Origin of the sequence: Thiorhodovibrio litoralis (genome assembly GCF_033954455.1) — a bacterium.
Classification (GTDB): Bacteria; Pseudomonadota; Gammaproteobacteria; order Chromatiales; family Chromatiaceae; genus Thiorhodovibrio; species Thiorhodovibrio litoralis.
In genome coordinates this window covers 2,777,828-2,792,779 of the sequence record NZ_CP121473.1, presented here as the reverse complement: position 1 = coordinate 2,792,779, position 14,952 = coordinate 2,777,828, and the positions used below count along the sequence as shown (strand labels likewise).

The window sequence follows — 14,952 nt, the reverse complement described above, 5'->3', positions numbered from 1 at the left end:
TTGCGATTTTGCCGCCGGTGCTGCTCATTCAGATCAAAGTCAGCTGTTGTCCACCCGGGCGATCACTCACGCCCAAGGCATCGTAAATGGCTTGCTGGCGCGGCTCCGCCCTTGTGGCTTTGCGAATATGCAGGGTGCGCCCATCGTCGCGCTTGAGCTCAACCGTGACGCGATCTTGCCCATCGAGCTCACGGCGGATGCCCTCCCAGCTCAGATGAATGCCAGCGGCTTTCAGCTGCAAGCGCAGGGTATGAACCAGATGGTAGGCTAGTACCGAGATGAACAGGTGCGCGCTAACCCGGTCGGTTTTATGGTGATAGACTGGGCGCAGGCCGAGTTCCGACTTCAGGGAGCGAAACACCGCTTCCAGATCGGTGAGCATGACAAAGGTGTGCCATAGGCGCGCTTCATCCCATTCGGTTTGATTCGTGCGTAGGCAATAGACACCGGGCAAGGTGTCATCGACCGGGGTGATCCGCGACCATCGGATGGCCTTGGCCTTTTTCCCTTTCTCATCGGGGTCGACGCTGATCTCGTAGTAGCGCGCGGCACGCGGATATTTCTGCTTCAGCCGCCCGATGCGCTCGATGACTTTCTCAAAGCGCTTGACGGTGCCTGGCTTGTGCAACCCATCGGCGAGTTGCTGCAGGGCCTGCTCGAAGCGTTGCGCGAAGCGATCGGCAATGCCGCGATCTTTGAGCTCACGTTGGCTGGAGTGACAATACAGCTCGACTTCGTTGGTTTCTTTCTTGACTACCCGCTGGGCGCGGATGGTCAGTGGGCCGTCTTCTTTGATCAAACAGGCCGCCTCGGGATCGAACTGCAGATGTCGCTTTCGGCTGACCACGACATAGCGGTAGCCCTGCGCCACCAGCCAGGCGATGTTCTCCTCGGTGGCAATGCCGGCATCGAGCACCACCGTCGGTGGGGTGCGTTGTTGCTCGGGCGTCAAGGCACGCAGCATTTTTGCCAGCGTCTCGGCTTCCACGGCGTTCCCAGCGAACACCTCGCTGCGTTTGGGAAAGCCACTGGCATCGAGCGTCAGCGCCAGGGTGACCAGCGGGCAGTCGCTGCGCTTTTCTTTCGAACGGCCAAAGGCGGCGTTGGCGTTATGCTTGGCGCTGCCCTCGAAATAGGTATTGGTCAGGTCGTAGAGCGTAATCACTTCATCAAGTTCGAACAGATCGCGCTCGCGGGCATACAGGAAGGACTCCAATGCCGGTTTGTGGGCGAGCAGCCGATCGGTGATGCGGTAGAGCGCCATCAGATCCAGGTCGGCGAAATCAACGTCGATCAACTCGCCCAGGGCGCTGCGCTGTTGCAACCACTGATGGGTCGCCAACTCGCTACCCGGCACCACCATGCGACCGATCACATTGCCGATGGCCGCCGCGCGTTGCGGGCCGCTGAAGCCCAAAGCCGTGAGTTTTTCATCCAAGCCCATCTGCCCCCAGGCGGCCAAGGCGACATGCTCGACCGCGACACTGCGCGGGCGCACCACATCGACTGTCTCGACATCGACCCGTTGGAAGTTGGGCGCGCTCCCCTCGGAGGGATCCTCCCCCGCGCGGGCGCGAATCACCTGCGCCGCCAACTGTTGCGCCAGCGGCTCCCAACGGGCATCGAGGTCAATGAACAGCTCCGACTGCCCGCCCACCAAGGCCTCAATGCGCCGTGCCAAGGCCGGCCATTGCCCGCGCGGGACCTCGAAGTGACGGCCGAGATTCAGCACCGTGCGCTGGCGCACCCGCCCGGCTTCGCGCACCGACTCCACCAGCCGATAGGTGAAGTACGGCTGACCAGTGCGTCGGCTCTTGATGGTGGTGCGGCGAATGTACATGCACGCATGCTCCGCTGCGCGGGCGCGCGCGTCAATGGGGCTCCGTAATATTATGGCACTACATTTGGGTCGCCAGTTTCAAGTCACTGATCCGGCGGGATATTATTTTCTCTCCAGAGAAAACTTCAATGACTTACGCCGATTTTCGGCGTGGAAATGTTAAATATGGGTTAAGAAAAAAATCGATAATCAAACGCTAAATACAGGCCCAAAATTGGCTTTTCGGAGGGGACTCAACAGTCAGATGACCGCATCGGCTCCGGGGCTAGCCATAAGCTGCGTCTGATTGGTGTGGTCCCTGGCGCTGCGGGTTAGCTTTGCGGGCAGAACAATCAATAAGTGCAGTAGTCGGTTGATCATCGGAGAATTCAGCTGCCGGAGCGGACGAGGCGGTTATGACACCGGTTGCCTTGTCGCTGCGGACTACTAAGCGCGGACACCCTGGAACTGGCGACGCCAAGCGGATTGCGCACTTCCATCAGGCACATGCGAAACAGCTTGCGCCTGGCGCGCGCCTTAAGACGAAGAACGCGGCAAACACTAAAGCGCTCAAGACCGAGCATCCAAGGCCAAGCCGGCCCCGCAAGACCATCGCGCCGCCGAAGACGATATGCAGCGTTGTTGCTATGCAGACCGGGTCGCATTGGATTTAGAGCCGCCAGCGCCCCTAGCGGTGCCTGAGACAGTCACGCCCGGCCGAGATCCGCGATGCGTCGGCCAGGAAGTTAAGCTTCGCGAGGCAGGTCACAGTATCGATAAGATCCGAATCCAGACCCTGTACGATGATCTCCAGGCTGAGCGCCAAGCACAACAGCTCCAGCAATTCCCGTTGAAGAATTATTTGCTTTAAAAACAATGCACTGCATGATTGTGGGAAAAATGTTTTCGTAAACTTTCTCACAGAATCAGGGTATTATCTCGCAAAGCTCAGGTTGCGAGGTAAGAACTGATGAGTGCGCCTTTTGGTCGTCAATCGCTGAGTGCCGCCGGACTGCTGCGCACCGCGCGATCGGTCTTCGGGAAAATCCCGGATGAAGCGGCGAGCGACATCCCGCTGGTCGATCACCTGATGTCCGGTCTGGCGCTGTTCGGACTGAAATACCCCTCCTTGCTGCAATTCGACCAAGACCGCAAGGATGCAACCAAGCGAGCGAATCTGCGCACGCTCTACGGCATTGAGCGCGCCCCGAGCGATACCTGGTTTCGCCAACGTCTCGATGTGATGGACCCCAAGCATCTGCGCCCCTTGTACAAGGCGTTGTTGGCCGCCTTGCAGCGGGGCAAGGGCTTGGAAGGGTTTGCCTATCTGCACGGGCACTACCTGCTCTCGCTCGACGGCACCGGGTACTTCTCCTCACAGAGCATCCATTGCCAGCACTGCGCCGAGAAACACCACCGCGACGGCACCATCACCTACTACCATCAGGCGCTGGCGGCGGTGTTGGTCCACCCCGATCAGCGCGAGGTCTTTCCCTTGGCACCAGAGCCCATTATGCGCGCCGATGGGGCGAAGAAAAACGACTGCGAGCGCAACGCCAGCAAGCGGTTGTTAAGCGATGTGCGTCGCGAGCATCCGCACCTGAAACTCATCGTCATTGAGGATGCCTTGGCGTCCAACGCCCCGCACATCCGCCATCTTCAGGCGTTGAACATGCGCTTCATCCTCGGTGCCAAGGAAAGCGACCATGGCTTTCTGTTCGACTGGGTGGCCAACACCCCAACGACGATCGTGCGCGAGTACAAGGACGAAGACGGCACGCGCCACCGCTTTCGCTCTCTCAACGGTGCCCCATTGAATGAGTCCAATTTTGACCTGGAGGTCAATTTCCTCGAGTACTGGGAGCACGCCCCGGATGGCAAGGTGACCCATTTCTCCTGGGTCACCGACATTCCCATCGACGACACCAACCTGATGACTTTGATGCGAGGAGCCCGCGCCCGCTGGAAAATCGAGAACGAAACCTTTAACACCCTGAAAAATCAAGGCTATCACTTCGAGCACAACTTCGGTCACGGCGATCAACACTTAAGCACCGTGCTGATGCATCTGATGATGCTGGCGTTTCTCATCGACCAGATCCAACAACGCTGTTGTCGGCTGTTTCAAACCGCAATGACAGCGGCGCAGAGCAAGATCCGGTTGTGGGATCAGCTACGCCATCGCTTCAATCTCTGCCTGATCCCAAATTGGGAGGCCCTGTATCGCTCCATCTTCGATCCGCCCAAACTCGTCCTGACCTGGGATACTTCCTAGACGACCGCCGTGACCGAGCGCTCGTGTGATGATGTTCAGGGGATAACCAACAGCCAGCTTGCACCATCACGGCTTACCCGTGAGGTTTTCCTCTGCCCAGGGGTTTCGCAACGCTCGCTCAATCGACGGGCGCGCGACCGAATGGGGAGCAGCGGGAATTGCTGCAACAGCTCGAGATAGTTTGACTCCCTGCGAAGTTCATGGCTATACTGCTGGGCTTGATTGCAAAGCACTGATGCTTGAGGAGCTGAACATGTACGCGGTGATTCGCACCGGTGGCAAACAGTATCGGGTCGCTGAAGGCGACAAATTGCGCGTTGAGAAGCTCGTTGCTGACGAGGGCGCGGACATTACTTTCGACCAGGTGATGATGCTGGCCGATGGCGACCAGGTCCAGGTCGGCAAGCCTTATCTGAGCGGCGAGCAGGTGCGCGCGCAGGTGTTAAGCCATGGGCGCGGCAAGAAGGTGCGGATCATCAAGTTTCGCCGTCGCAAACATCATCTGAAGCGGCAGGGGCATCGCCAGGATTTTACCGAGGTGCGCATTACTGGTATCGGCGCCTCTGCGGCGTCGGGCCAGAGCCAAGCCGCATCGGCTGAAGATGCCGCAGCCTGACCGACGGTTTTTGGAGATATTTCATGGCACATAAAAAAGCAGGCGGCAGTTCGCGTAACGGCCGCGATTCAGAATCCAAACGCCTTGGTGTGAAGCGCTTTGGCGGGCAACAGGTTCATGCTGGCACCATTATTGTCCGGCAACGCGGCACACGCTTTCATGGTGGCGAGAATGTTGGCTGCGGACGCGATCACACGCTCTTTGCGCTGGCAGACGGCGTGGTGCGGTTTGACGTGAAGGGGCCGAAGAATCGCAAGTTCGTCAGCATTCAGCCTGTTGCTGGCTGAGACCCTTTTATTTCGCTTCTGCAAGCAAAGCCCCGTCTGCTGGCGGGGCTTTGTTCGTTAAGCGAAGGGGGCGCGTTCCCTAAGTTGATCGCTCGAACCTGGCCGCCCCTCCCAGATCGCTCTATTCTGATCGAAGCCTGAGTGCCAAACGCCCATGAAGTTCGTCGACGAGGCCATGATCCGGGTCGAAGCCGGCGATGGAGGCGCAGGTTGCGTGAGCTTTCGGCGCGAGAAGTTTATCCCCAAGGGCGGGCCAGATGGCGGCGACGGCGGCGACGGCGGCTCGGTCTATCTGGTTGGCGATAGCGGCCTGAATACCCTGGTCGATTTTCGCCATCAGCGGGTTCATCGCGCTGAGCGCGGGCGCTCCGGCATGGGGCGTAACATGACGGGGCGCTCGGGGGAAGATCGGATCATTCCAGTGCCGGTCGGAACCCGGGTGCTGGACCACGAGTGCGGCGAGCTGATCGGGGAGGTGCTGCAGCCCAACGAGCGTCTGCTTGTGGCGCGCGGTGGTTTTCACGGTATCGGCAATGCGCGCTACAAATCGAGCACTAACCGCGCGCCGCGTCAATCGACGCTTGGCACGCCGGGCGAGAAGCGTGCGTTGGCACTCGAGCTGATTCTGCTGGCCGATGTGGGGCTGCTTGGGCTGCCTAATGCCGGTAAGTCGAGCCTGATTCAGCACCTATCGAGTGCTCGGCCTAAGGTGGCGGATTATCCCTTCACCACCCTCTATCCCAACCTTGGCGTGGTGCGCGTCTCCGAGCGCCGGCATTTCGTGATGGCCGATATTCCGGGGCTCATTGCCGGGGCATCGGAGGGCGCGGGGCTTGGCATCCGCTTTCTGAAGCATCTGGAACGCACCCGGCTGTTGTTGCATCTGGTCGACATCGCACCATTGCCGCAGATGCCCTCCCCTGCCGAGCAAGTGCAAACGCTCGAGCGCGAGCTGGCCGCTTTCGAGCGCGACCTGAGCGGGCGCGAGCGCTGGCTGGTGTTGAATAAGATTGATCTGCTCGACGATGCCGCGCTAGCCGATGCACGCGAGGCAATTTGCCATGCGCTCGACTGGTCCGGGCCGCTGTTTTGCATCTCGGCGGCCACGGGCGCTGGCACGGCTGAGCTGACTGCCGCTTTGATGGCGCATCTGGAACAGTCTCAGCTTCTCGACCAGCGCGGCACTCAACCCGCCGACACTCCCGCAGCCGACAACTCGCCGGCCGACGATAGTTGGCATCCGCTTGGCTAAACTGGTGGCCAACGCGTTTTCAGCATAGGCCGAAATCTGATTTCGTTGCGGAAGTTCTCAGTGACCGACGACATCTCCCCTTCCCTTCCAACCCAGTCTCCCCTGTTCGCGCGCGAGCGCATCCCGAGCATCAAGCGCTGGGTGGTGAAGATCGGCAGTGCGCTGCTGACGGCCGACGGGCAAGGGTTGTCCGCGGAGATCCTCGCACCCTGGATCGCGCAAATTGCCGCGCAGCGCCAGCAGGGCCATCAGGTGGTGTTGGTTTCCTCCGGTGCCGTGGCACAGGGCATGGCGCGCATGGGCTGGCGGCAACGCCCGCGCACGCTGCACCAGCTGCAGGCGGCGGCGGCCATCGGTCAGATGGGGCTGATCCGCGCCTACGAGGACGGCTTTGCCCAGCGCGGCCTGCATACCGCGCAGATTCTGCTCACGCGCGATGATCTGGCCAACCGCGCGCGTTACCTCAATGCGCGCAGCACCTTGCGTACGCTGCTCGCGCTTGGGGTTATCCCGGTGGTGAACGAGAACGACACAGTCGCCACCGATGAGCTGCGATTTGGGGATAATGACACACTCGCGGCGCTAGTCGCCAACTTGATCGAGGCTGAACTGCTGATCCTGCTGACCGACCAAGACGGCCTGTTCGAGGCCGACCCGCGCACCCACCCGGATGCGTCCCTGATCAGCGCGACGCGCATTGATGACAGTCGCCTCGACACGGCCGCTGGCGGCAGCCGCTCCGGGCTCGGGCGCGGTGGGATGCTGACCAAGGTGCGCGCCGCGCGTCTGGCCGCGCGTTCCGGCTGCGCGACAGTGATCGCACCGGGGCGGCGCGCCGGGGTGCTGGAGGAAATTCACCGCGGGGCCGACATCGGCACCCTGCTGATGCCGGTGCAGGGCCCGCAAGCCGCGCGCAAGCAATGGCTGGCCGGGCATTTGCAGCCACTGGGACGCCTGGTGCTGGACGATGGCGCCGTGCGCGCGCTGCGCGAGAAAGGCCGCAGCCTGCTCGCTGTCGGCGTGAAAGCGGTCGAGGGCCAGTTCAGCCGCGGCGATCCCGTTGCCTGCGTGGATGCCGACGGTCGCGAGATCGCCCGTGGCCTGGTCAATTATGACGCGCTCGAGACCCGTCGCCTGCGCGGCCAGCCGAGCGCCAATTTTGCCGCCATCCTTGGCTTTGTAGATGACGAGGAGTTGATTCACCGGGACAACCTGGTGTTGGTCTGACTTGCCAGCGCCGGGCAAAAACCTTAGCCTTGTGCCGGCCGCAGCTGGATGTTTGACCCATGAGGTAGCCGATCAATGACCACGGATTTTGAGCGTGCGCGCTTTAATATGATGGAACAGCAGGTGCGTCCCTGGCAGGTGCTGGACGCCAAGGTGCTAGATATCATGGGCAGTCTGCCGCGCGAGCATTTTGTGCCGGACGCCTATCAGGGCCTTGCCTACGCAGACCTGGAAATTCCCATTGGCGAGAAGCCGTCGCAATGCATGCTGCCGCCAAGAATCGTCGGGCGCCTGTTGCAGGCGTTGCAGCTTGAGTCGACCGACCGCGTCTATGAGGTCGGCACCGGCACCGGCTATGCGACAGCCTGCCTAGCGCAGCTTGGCGAGGCGGTGCACAGCGTCGACATCGACCCTACCCTGGCCGAGCAGGCGCGCGAGCGGCTGATTGCCGAAGGCACAATGGGGCGTATTGAGATCAAGGCGCTCGATGCCTTTGCCACCGAAAGCAACGCCGCGCCCTTTGCCGCGATTGCGCTGACAGGCTCGGTCCCCACCACCGAGCCCCTGACCCGCTTGCGTGAGCAGCTGATCGACGGCGGGCGCTTGTTTGCCTTCGTCGGTGAAGCGCCGGTCATGGAGGCGGTGCTCATCACGCGAGTCGGCCCAGGGCGCTATCGGCAGGAAGCGCTGTTCGAGACCTGCGTGCCGGCGCTGGAAAATGCCCCGCAGCCAGAAGCCTTTGTGTTCTGACCGCCCGCTAGCAAGGCCCTTCTCATCATGCAGGACATCACCCCAAAAGAGTTAAGCGAGCGTCTTGCAACAGGCGCCGAGCCGCCGCTGCTGCTTGATGTTCGCGAGCCCTGGGAAGCAGCTATCTGCCAGATTCCCGGTTCGCGCCTGATCCCAATGCGCGAGATTCCTCAGCACAGTGCGGCCCTGGACGCAAACCGCGAAACCGTGGTGATTTGCCATCACGGTGTGCGCAGCCTGCAGGTGGCGCTCTACCTTGAGCGCAGCGGGTATCAGAATATTCTCAACCTTCAAGGCGGTATCGCGGCCTGGGCCGAGCAGGTTGATCCGCAAATGGCGACCTATTAGCGTCTTCGTCCGGGTGCGGGCGCACCTTCCCGCCCAGCGCCCAAATATCTACCCTGCTTTCCCGCGTCTCGCGAGGAGTCTGTCATGAGTATTCACCAAGCAACGATGCCCTTGTCCCAGAGTCAGTTCTCCCAACTGTTGATCATCGACGCCCAGGAGCGACTCGCCGCGGCGATGGACCAGCAACTGCGCGCCGATGTTGAGGCGAATATCAATCGTCTGATCAAGGCGGCGAAGATTCTCGATATCCCGGTCATCGCCACCGAGCACAACCCAGACGGATTAGGCAAGACCATCGCCGGCATCCGCGAGCATCTGCCCAACACCGTGGTAGCCACGGAGAAGACCTGTTTCTCCTGCTGTACCGCATCAGGGTTCGAGCGCAATCTGACCAGCGCGCCGGAGCGCAAGCAGGTAGTGCTGGTCGGCATGGAGGCGCATATCTGCATCGTGCAGACCGCCTCCGGATTGCAGCGCTGGGGTTATCAGGTGTTCGTGGCGGCGGACGCCATCTGCTCGCGCCATCCCCATCATCGCGACAACGCACTGGAGCGCATGCGCCACTGCGGCATCCATGTGACCAACACCGAGTCCGTCGCTTTCGAGTGGCTGGGCGACTCCAAGCACGAGCAGTTCCGCCCCGTGTGGCAGTTGTTCAAGTAGATCCCATCTCCCGCACATACGGATCGATCAGCCCAAGCAGGCGATCGAGTGCGCCGCGATTCGCCTCGACCGCCTTGCGGCCATTCTCGCCGATGCGTGCGCGTTCGGCGGCGTCGGTGAGCCAAAGGTTCAGACACCTGGTCAGCTCATCGGCGGACTGAATTTGCACTGCGGCTTGTTGCTCGAGCAATAAGCGCGTCACCTCAACAAAATTGAACACATGGGGGCCGACGATCACAGGCACCCCGACAGCCGCGGCCTCAAGCAGATTGTGGCCCCCTGTGGGAACCAGGCTACCGCCGACAAAGGCCACGTCGGCCGCCGCGATAAAGCTCACCAGTTCTCCCATGGTGTCGCCGAGATAGACGCTGATTTGGGCATCGCAGGCTTGCCCCAGGCTGCGGCGCGCCAGCCTGAAACCCCGGCGCTGAACCAGCGCCGCCGCGCGCTCGAAACGATCCGGATGGCGCGGGACCAGCACCAAGAGCGCGGCGGGCAACTGCTCGCGCAGCCGGGCATGGGCTTGCAGCAGCGGTTCCTCCTCGCCCTCATGCGTGCTGGCGGCCACCCAGACCGGCCGATTGCAGCCCCAGCCGCGGCGCATTACCTCGGCCTGCTCTGTCAGGCTGGCGGGCAGTTGCAGGTCGAACTTGATACTTCCGGTCACCGCTACTCGCTCGGCAGGCGCGCCAAGGCCGATAAAGCGCTCGGCATCCGCCCGAGATTGCGCGGCAATCAGCGATAGACGCTGCATGCTCTCGCCCGCCAAAGGCTGGGCCCGTTTGTAGCCGCTCGCCGAACGCTGCGACAGCCTGGCATTCACCAGCAGTACCGGTATCCCGCGCGACTCGCATTCAGCCAGCAGGTTAGGCCAAATTTCGGTCTCCATCACAATGGCCAGGCACGGCGACACCCGCGCAAGAAAACGCCGCACTACGGGTGTGAGATCAAAGGGGCTATACAGATGAGCAACACGATCGCCAAAGAGTTCGCCAAGCCGGCGCGCGCCTGTTGGCGTGGTGGTGGTGACCAGTATCCGGGCAGCCGGATCGCGCAGCAGCAGATGGCGAATCATGGGCTGCGCAGCCTGCACCTCACCCACTGACACAGCATGCACCCAGATGGTGGCAGGCCCGGGTAGCTGGTCATAAAACCCCAGCCGCTCGCGCCAGCGCTCGCGATAAGCCGGCGCGCGCAGACTGCGCCACAGCAGCCGCAGGAGCAGCGCTGGCAGGAGCAGATAAAGCAGGACGGAATAAACGCCTCTCCTCACCTACTCCCCCTGCCCCAGGCCAGTCGGCTCTGGCAGTTCCGCCCTTCGCTCTCGCCACGTCTGCAGCGCGGGCTTGGGCGCGTGCTTGACCAGCAGCTTCCAGCCGTAGCCGATGAGATTGTCGCCATAGGAGATGGCCTTGCGCGGCAGCACCAGGGGATGATCCGCCGCCGTGGCGGCACCGCGCAGGCAGGTGGTGGCGCTGCGGTAACCGGCTTGCGCCGCCAGCCGGATGCTGTCCTGATTGAAACTACCGAAGGGATAGCACAGATCGCGCACTGGCTCGCCGAGGATGTCCTGCAGGCGCTCACGGCTACCACTGATCTCAGCATTTTGGGCCTCCGGCGACAGTTCCGCCAGACGCGGATGGGTGCAGCCGTGGGAGCCGACGGCGATACCGGCCTGGCGCAGAGATCTTAGCTCGCCACCCGTCATCAAACGCGGGCTCTCGCGGCTCGGGTCCGGGTCGCGCCAGCGCATCGGCTGGCCGAGCCAGTCGCTGATGGCATAAACCGTGGCCGGAAAGCCGCAATCGGCCAGCACAGGGGCGGCATAGTCGAGAAAATTCGCATAGGCGTCGTCGAAGGTCAGCACGACGGCGCGAGCCGGCATCGGGCTGTCGCCTGCCAGGCAGCGCAGTGCCTCCTCCAGACTCAGCACCCGAAAGCCCCCGGCGCGCAGCATGGCCATCTGCCGGGCAAAGCGGCGATGATCGCAATAATTGGCGCGATGCGCGCGCATGGGCGCGAAGCGACCGACCTGATGGTACATCAGGATGGACAGCCTGGCTGGTGACGGGGGTTGCTGTGGCGCTTGCATGACTATTTCATCGGGGATGCTCTGGCTTTGGCATCATAGCGAACGCTCGAGCAATGCCAGATAAAGTGCGCGATACTGCGCCATGACCGCCGTCTGACTGAATTCCGCCCGCACCCGGCGAGCGCCTTCGTTGACCAGGCTAGTGCGCAGTTGTGTATCACTCAGCAGGGTCTTGATCGCTTCGGCCAGGGCCTCCGCGTCCGCGCAGGGCACTGTGAGGGCGTCTTCACCGGGATGAATCAACTCGCGCGCGCCACGAAAGCTCGCACTCACAAGCGGGCGCTGCCAGGCCCAAGCCTCCAGGATGACATTGCCGAGGGTTTCCTGCTCCAGGGACGGAAACACCACTAGGTCCGCCAGCTGCAGATAGGCTGTCGGATCAGCCTGCCAACCGCACCAGCGCAGGTGTGGCATCAGGTTGTTGTCACGCGCTTGCTGCTCCAGTGCTGGTCGCAGTGGGCCATCGCCGACCATCAGCAGCACCCAGGGGCGCTGATCGATCTCGGCCGGCAGTTGGCTCAGCGCCTGCAGCAGGTATTGGTGTCCCTTGACCGGCACGAAGCGTCCCAGCGCGACTAGCAGCCAAGCATCGCCGAGGGCGAGCCTTTCGCGCAGCCTTGCCATTTCGGCATCCGGACGCGGGCGAGCCCGCTCGGCAAAATTGTAAATGTGGTGGACCCGCTCCGCTGGCAAACCCTGGACGATCATCCAGTCGCACAGCCCGCGGGTGTTGCCGATCCAGGCGTGAGCATGGCGATAAGGCGAGAGCTTGTAGTAGCCGCCGAGTCGGGCGACATGCACGGCGGTTGAGCGCTCCGCGCGCCCGAGGCGCGTCAAGCGGGTAGCCCGGCCCATGTAGGTCTGCACCAGCGGCACTTCTCGGCGACGGATCAGCCGAGAGATGGCTGCGCGCGAGAGCGGGTCCCAGACGGTGAGAAATGGCAGGGCCGCGACCGGAAGACCGTGATAGTCGAGCGTCTCCAGCGCGCTGCCCCGACGGATACCGAGCACGGCCCGCGCCCCTTCGTTGGCCAAGGCTTGGGCAAAGCGGTGAAACCAGCGCTCGGCCCCGCCAAGCTCCTTGCTGCCGATCAACTGCAGGCTTGCTGGCCAGTCCATGCGTCAACCCTTGCTCGGCTCCATGCGTTTTCTTGTCTCCCCAAGCTCTGCCCTGCCCTTCAACCGGTCCGATGCCCGGTTCGATAACCCGCTCCAGCATCCCAGAGATGCTTTCCCGATGACCTGCATCCCGTGCTGGCTTGCATTGTCCATTTATGCCCCTTGCAACAGCTCGCGATAGACCGCGAGGTTGCCTTCGACCATGGCGTCGAGCGAGAACTCAGCGCGCATGCGCGCGCGCCCGGCGGTGCCGAAACGCGCGCGCAGCTCTGCGTCGCCCAGCAGACGTGCGATGGCGGCTGCAAGCGCCGCGACGTCGCCCGGAGGGACCAGCAAGCCGGTTTCGCCATCGCGCACCGCCTCGGGGATTCCGCCGACACGGCTTGCCACCACCGGCACACCGGCCGCCGCCGCCTGCAGCAGAGAGACACCAAGCCCTTCCATCAGGGCGGGATGCACTAGCAGATCCAGGCAGGGTAACAGGCGGTCGAGGTCGTCGCGAAATCCCGCCAGGTGCACATGGGGCTCAAGTCCCAGGCCGGCGATCTGATTGCGCAGCGCGGGCTCTTCCCGGCCGCGTCCGAAAACAATCACTTGGAGCCCAGGCCAGCGCTCGAGCAGTCTTGGCAAGGCATCAAGCAGCACGGCATGGCCCTTGCGCGGGATCAGCTGGGCAACCACACCAATCAGCGGATCGATACTCGCGTCCCGGCTGCTGGCCGTGAATCCCACGGGGTGATCCTCCGGAATCACCGGGTCGACCGGCCTGAGGCCAAGCTGCGCCGCAAAATTGTCGCGGTCGCAGGGATGCGCGTAGGGCTGAGCATCCACGGCGCTGCGCACCAGACGCAGTTTGGAGTCCGGTACCCGGGCGGATCGCAGCACCTCAGCAATGCCGGCGGAAATGGCAATGACGCGATCATGCAGCCGATACTTGAACGCCGCCAGCGCGCGCGGCTCGGAATTGTCGACGCGACGCGTATGCACCACGGGCACGCCCGCCAGGCGCCCAGCGATCCCGCCCATCACATCGGCACCGATGCGGCTGTGCAGGTGCAGAATATCCGGCCGCGTGCGGGCGATCAGCCGATGCAGGCGCGGGATCAGCAACAGGTCGGTATCGCCATGCATCGGCATGCACGCGACTTCGGCGAAAGGCTCGGCTTGGGTGGCAAGCGCGCACTCAGGTCGGCAGACGAGCACATTGTCGATGCCGCGCACGGCCAGACCCTGCAGCAGATAAAGCACCTGCAAGGCACCGCCGTATAGGCGCGCGCCGCCTTCGACGTGCAGCACTTTGAGTGGGCGATTTTGCATCATGCCGAACCTGTTTTGCCTTGCCTATGCCGATCGACCAAGGTCACGGCAGCTGCAAGCACCTGATCGACCTCGATCGCGCGCATGCAGTCGAAGCGCCCGTCGCAGGTTGGACGACGGCGGCAGGGCGAGCACTCGCGTGCATGGTAGAGCACTTGTGCGTCAGCCCGACCGGCGTCCAGATACGGCCGGGTCGAGCCGAACAATAACAGGGTCGAAGTCCGCGCGGCTATGCCCATGTGGCTCAACCCTGTGTCAACACCAATCAGCACGGAAGCGCATTCGATCAGCGCCATGGCCTGGGGCAGACTCGTCTTGCCGACCCAGACATCCAATGCGCTGCCGGCCAACCGGGCGATGCGCTCAGCCGCCGGACGATCGTCTGGAGCACCTAGCAGTCGGACCTGCAGCCCGAGCCCGCCATCCGCGACCGGTCGGCTCAGCCGCGCGGCAAGTGCTGCCCAGCGTTCCTCGAACCAATGCTTCTGCGGGCGGGTCGTAAAGGGGCAAAGGACCGCAAATCCTTCACCGAGCCCCGCCTGCTCGATCATCTGCGCGGCCTGGCGGCGCGCCTCGGCACCGGGCTCGATCCGCATTCTGAAGTCGCCCGCTGGCAGCGCAAGTGACTCGGCCAGCGCGCGGTACTCGGACCCAATGCGCCGGTCATCGCGCGGCGAGCGGATCACGCGGGTCATCAACAGTCGGCTGCCCTCGCGGGAGTCCAGACCAATACGCACCGGTGCCCCGGTCAGACGCGTCGGCAGCGCGCTCTTGAGCAGGCCTTGCAGGTCCACTGCCAAATCGAAGCGCTGAGCGCGCAGCTCCCGGCCCAGGCGACGCAATTCTCGCATCAAGTCGCCAAAACGCCGCTCGGCCACCAATGCACGCAAGCGCGGCTGGGGCCATTCGATGACCGCATCCAATCCGGGGTGATGCGCGAGCAAAGGCGCGCAGCTTGGCTGCACCAGCCAGGCAAGATGGGCTCTGGGGTAAGCCACGCGGAAGGCATCAATGAGCGGCGAGGCAAAGACGATGTCTCCGATCGCGCTGAGGCGCACGATAAGAATGCGGCGTGGTTCGGCCCCGCCGATGTTCGTGTTAATCCCGTGTGGCTCCTTCTTTAGGGTTGAGATTTCGGCTCGTTCTGGGCCAAAATCCGATGTCATTCAGGTATACATCCAGTCTCT

Annotated in this window: 14 protein-coding genes; 8 read left to right on the top strand and 6 right to left on the bottom strand. The window is 62.8% G+C overall.

Translation table 11 applies throughout. From position 1 onward, the window contains the following. Positions 1 to 28: 28 nt before the first annotated feature. Positions 29 to 1,840, bottom strand: a complete 1,812-nt coding sequence (locus Thiosp_RS12435; RefSeq protein ID WP_323696449.1) for an IS1634 family transposase — start codon at positions 1,838 to 1,840, stop codon at positions 29 to 31. A gap of 949 nt (positions 1,841 to 2,789) precedes the next feature. Here Thiosp_RS12435 and Thiosp_RS12430 point away from each other — a divergent pair. The 8 genes from Thiosp_RS12430 (at position 2,790) to Thiosp_RS12395 (ending at position 9,237) form a co-directional block, all read left to right on the top strand. Continuing rightward, positions 2,790 to 4,094, top strand: coding sequence for a hypothetical protein (locus tag Thiosp_RS12430; protein ID WP_323696447.1), 1,305 nt, complete (start codon positions 2,790 to 2,792; stop codon positions 4,092 to 4,094). Between the two features lie 253 nt (positions 4,095 to 4,347). Beyond that, positions 4,348 to 4,710, top strand: coding sequence for a 50S ribosomal protein L21 (gene rplU, locus Thiosp_RS12425; RefSeq protein WP_201068272.1), 363 nt, complete (start codon positions 4,348 to 4,350; stop codon positions 4,708 to 4,710). A 23-nt stretch (positions 4,711 to 4,733) separates the two neighbouring features. Continuing rightward, positions 4,734 to 4,997 carry a 50S ribosomal protein L27 gene (gene rpmA, locus Thiosp_RS12420; protein ID WP_201068266.1) on the top strand — a complete coding sequence of 88 codons (264 nt, stop codon included), beginning with the start codon at positions 4,734 to 4,736 and terminating at the stop codon, positions 4,995 to 4,997. A 154-nt stretch (positions 4,998 to 5,151) separates the two neighbouring features. Further along, positions 5,152 to 6,249, top strand: a complete 1,098-nt coding sequence (gene cgtA, locus Thiosp_RS12415; protein ID WP_201068265.1) for an Obg family GTPase CgtA — start codon at positions 5,152 to 5,154, stop codon at positions 6,247 to 6,249. 102 nt (positions 6,250 to 6,351) lie between these two features. Continuing rightward, entirely contained in the window at positions 6,352 to 7,476 is a 1,125-nt protein-coding gene (gene proB / locus Thiosp_RS12410; protein ID WP_201068271.1) for a glutamate 5-kinase, read from the top strand. Positions 7,477 to 7,551: 75 nt separating this feature from the next. Beyond that, a complete protein-coding gene (locus tag Thiosp_RS12405; protein WP_201068264.1) occupies positions 7,552 to 8,226 on the top strand; it encodes a protein-L-isoaspartate O-methyltransferase family protein in 675 nt (224 codons plus the stop codon). Between the two features lie 27 nt (positions 8,227 to 8,253). Further along, positions 8,254 to 8,574 (top strand): rhodanese-like domain-containing protein, encoded by a 321-nt coding sequence (locus Thiosp_RS12400; protein WP_201068263.1) that lies wholly within the window; start codon positions 8,254 to 8,256, stop codon positions 8,572 to 8,574. 84 nt (positions 8,575 to 8,658) lie between these two features. Continuing rightward, complete coding sequence (locus Thiosp_RS12395; protein ID WP_201068262.1) at positions 8,659 to 9,237, top strand: isochorismatase family protein; 579 nt, start codon at positions 8,659 to 8,661, stop codon at positions 9,235 to 9,237. Here Thiosp_RS12395 and waaA read toward each other — a convergent pair. The 5 genes from waaA to Thiosp_RS12370 all read right to left on the bottom strand — a co-directional run bounded on the left by waaA (position 9,230) and on the right by Thiosp_RS12370 (position 14,931). After that, a complete protein-coding gene (waaA, locus tag Thiosp_RS12390) occupies positions 9,230 to 10,510 on the bottom strand; it encodes a lipid IV(A) 3-deoxy-D-manno-octulosonic acid transferase (RefSeq protein ID WP_201068261.1) in 1,281 nt (426 codons plus the stop codon). The genes Thiosp_RS12395 and waaA overlap by 8 nt on opposite strands. Then, on the bottom strand, positions 10,511 to 11,329 hold the full coding sequence (locus Thiosp_RS12385; RefSeq protein WP_201068260.1) for a polysaccharide deacetylase family protein: 819 nt from the start codon (positions 11,327 to 11,329) through the stop codon (positions 10,511 to 10,513). Between the two features lie 33 nt (positions 11,330 to 11,362). Continuing rightward, positions 11,363 to 12,448, bottom strand: coding sequence for a glycosyltransferase (locus Thiosp_RS12380; protein ID WP_201068259.1), 1,086 nt, complete (start codon positions 12,446 to 12,448; stop codon positions 11,363 to 11,365). Between the two features lie 153 nt (positions 12,449 to 12,601). Then, positions 12,602 to 13,768, bottom strand: coding sequence for a glycosyltransferase (locus Thiosp_RS12375; protein ID WP_242518814.1), 1,167 nt, complete (start codon positions 13,766 to 13,768; stop codon positions 12,602 to 12,604). After that, positions 13,765 to 14,931, bottom strand: coding sequence for a glycosyltransferase family 9 protein (locus tag Thiosp_RS12370; protein ID WP_201068258.1), 1,167 nt, complete (start codon positions 14,929 to 14,931; stop codon positions 13,765 to 13,767). Before Thiosp_RS12370 ends, Thiosp_RS12375 begins: the two co-directional genes overlap by 4 nt. Positions 14,932 to 14,952 lie beyond the last annotated feature (21 nt).

What these genes read in the sequence shown, in the direction of transcription:
- Thiosp_RS12435 (WP_323696449.1), bottom strand. Translation starts at nt 1,840, where the DNA reads ATGTACATTCGCCGCACCACCATCAAGAGCCGACGCACTGGTCAGCCG.
- Thiosp_RS12430 (WP_323696447.1), top strand. Translation starts at nt 2,790, where the DNA reads ATGAGTGCGCCTTTTGGTCGTCAATCGCTGAGTGCCGCCGGACTGCTG.
- rplU (WP_201068272.1), top strand. Translation starts at nt 4,348, where the DNA reads ATGTACGCGGTGATTCGCACCGGTGGCAAACAGTATCGGGTCGCTGAA.
- rpmA (WP_201068266.1), top strand. Translation starts at nt 4,734, where the DNA reads ATGGCACATAAAAAAGCAGGCGGCAGTTCGCGTAACGGCCGCGATTCA.
- cgtA (WP_201068265.1), top strand. Translation starts at nt 5,152, where the DNA reads ATGAAGTTCGTCGACGAGGCCATGATCCGGGTCGAAGCCGGCGATGGA.
- Thiosp_RS12405 (WP_201068264.1), top strand. Translation starts at nt 7,552, where the DNA reads ATGACCACGGATTTTGAGCGTGCGCGCTTTAATATGATGGAACAGCAG.
- Thiosp_RS12400 (WP_201068263.1), top strand. Translation starts at nt 8,254, where the DNA reads ATGCAGGACATCACCCCAAAAGAGTTAAGCGAGCGTCTTGCAACAGGC.
- Thiosp_RS12395 (WP_201068262.1), top strand. Translation starts at nt 8,659, where the DNA reads ATGAGTATTCACCAAGCAACGATGCCCTTGTCCCAGAGTCAGTTCTCC.
- Thiosp_RS12385 (WP_201068260.1), bottom strand. Translation starts at nt 11,329, where the DNA reads ATGCAAGCGCCACAGCAACCCCCGTCACCAGCCAGGCTGTCCATCCTG.
- Thiosp_RS12380 (WP_201068259.1), bottom strand. Translation starts at nt 12,448, where the DNA reads ATGGACTGGCCAGCAAGCCTGCAGTTGATCGGCAGCAAGGAGCTTGGC.
- Thiosp_RS12375 (WP_242518814.1), bottom strand. Translation starts at nt 13,768, where the DNA reads ATGATGCAAAATCGCCCACTCAAAGTGCTGCACGTCGAAGGCGGCGCG.
- Thiosp_RS12370 (WP_201068258.1), bottom strand. Translation starts at nt 14,931, where the DNA reads ATGACATCGGATTTTGGCCCAGAACGAGCCGAAATCTCAACCCTAAAG.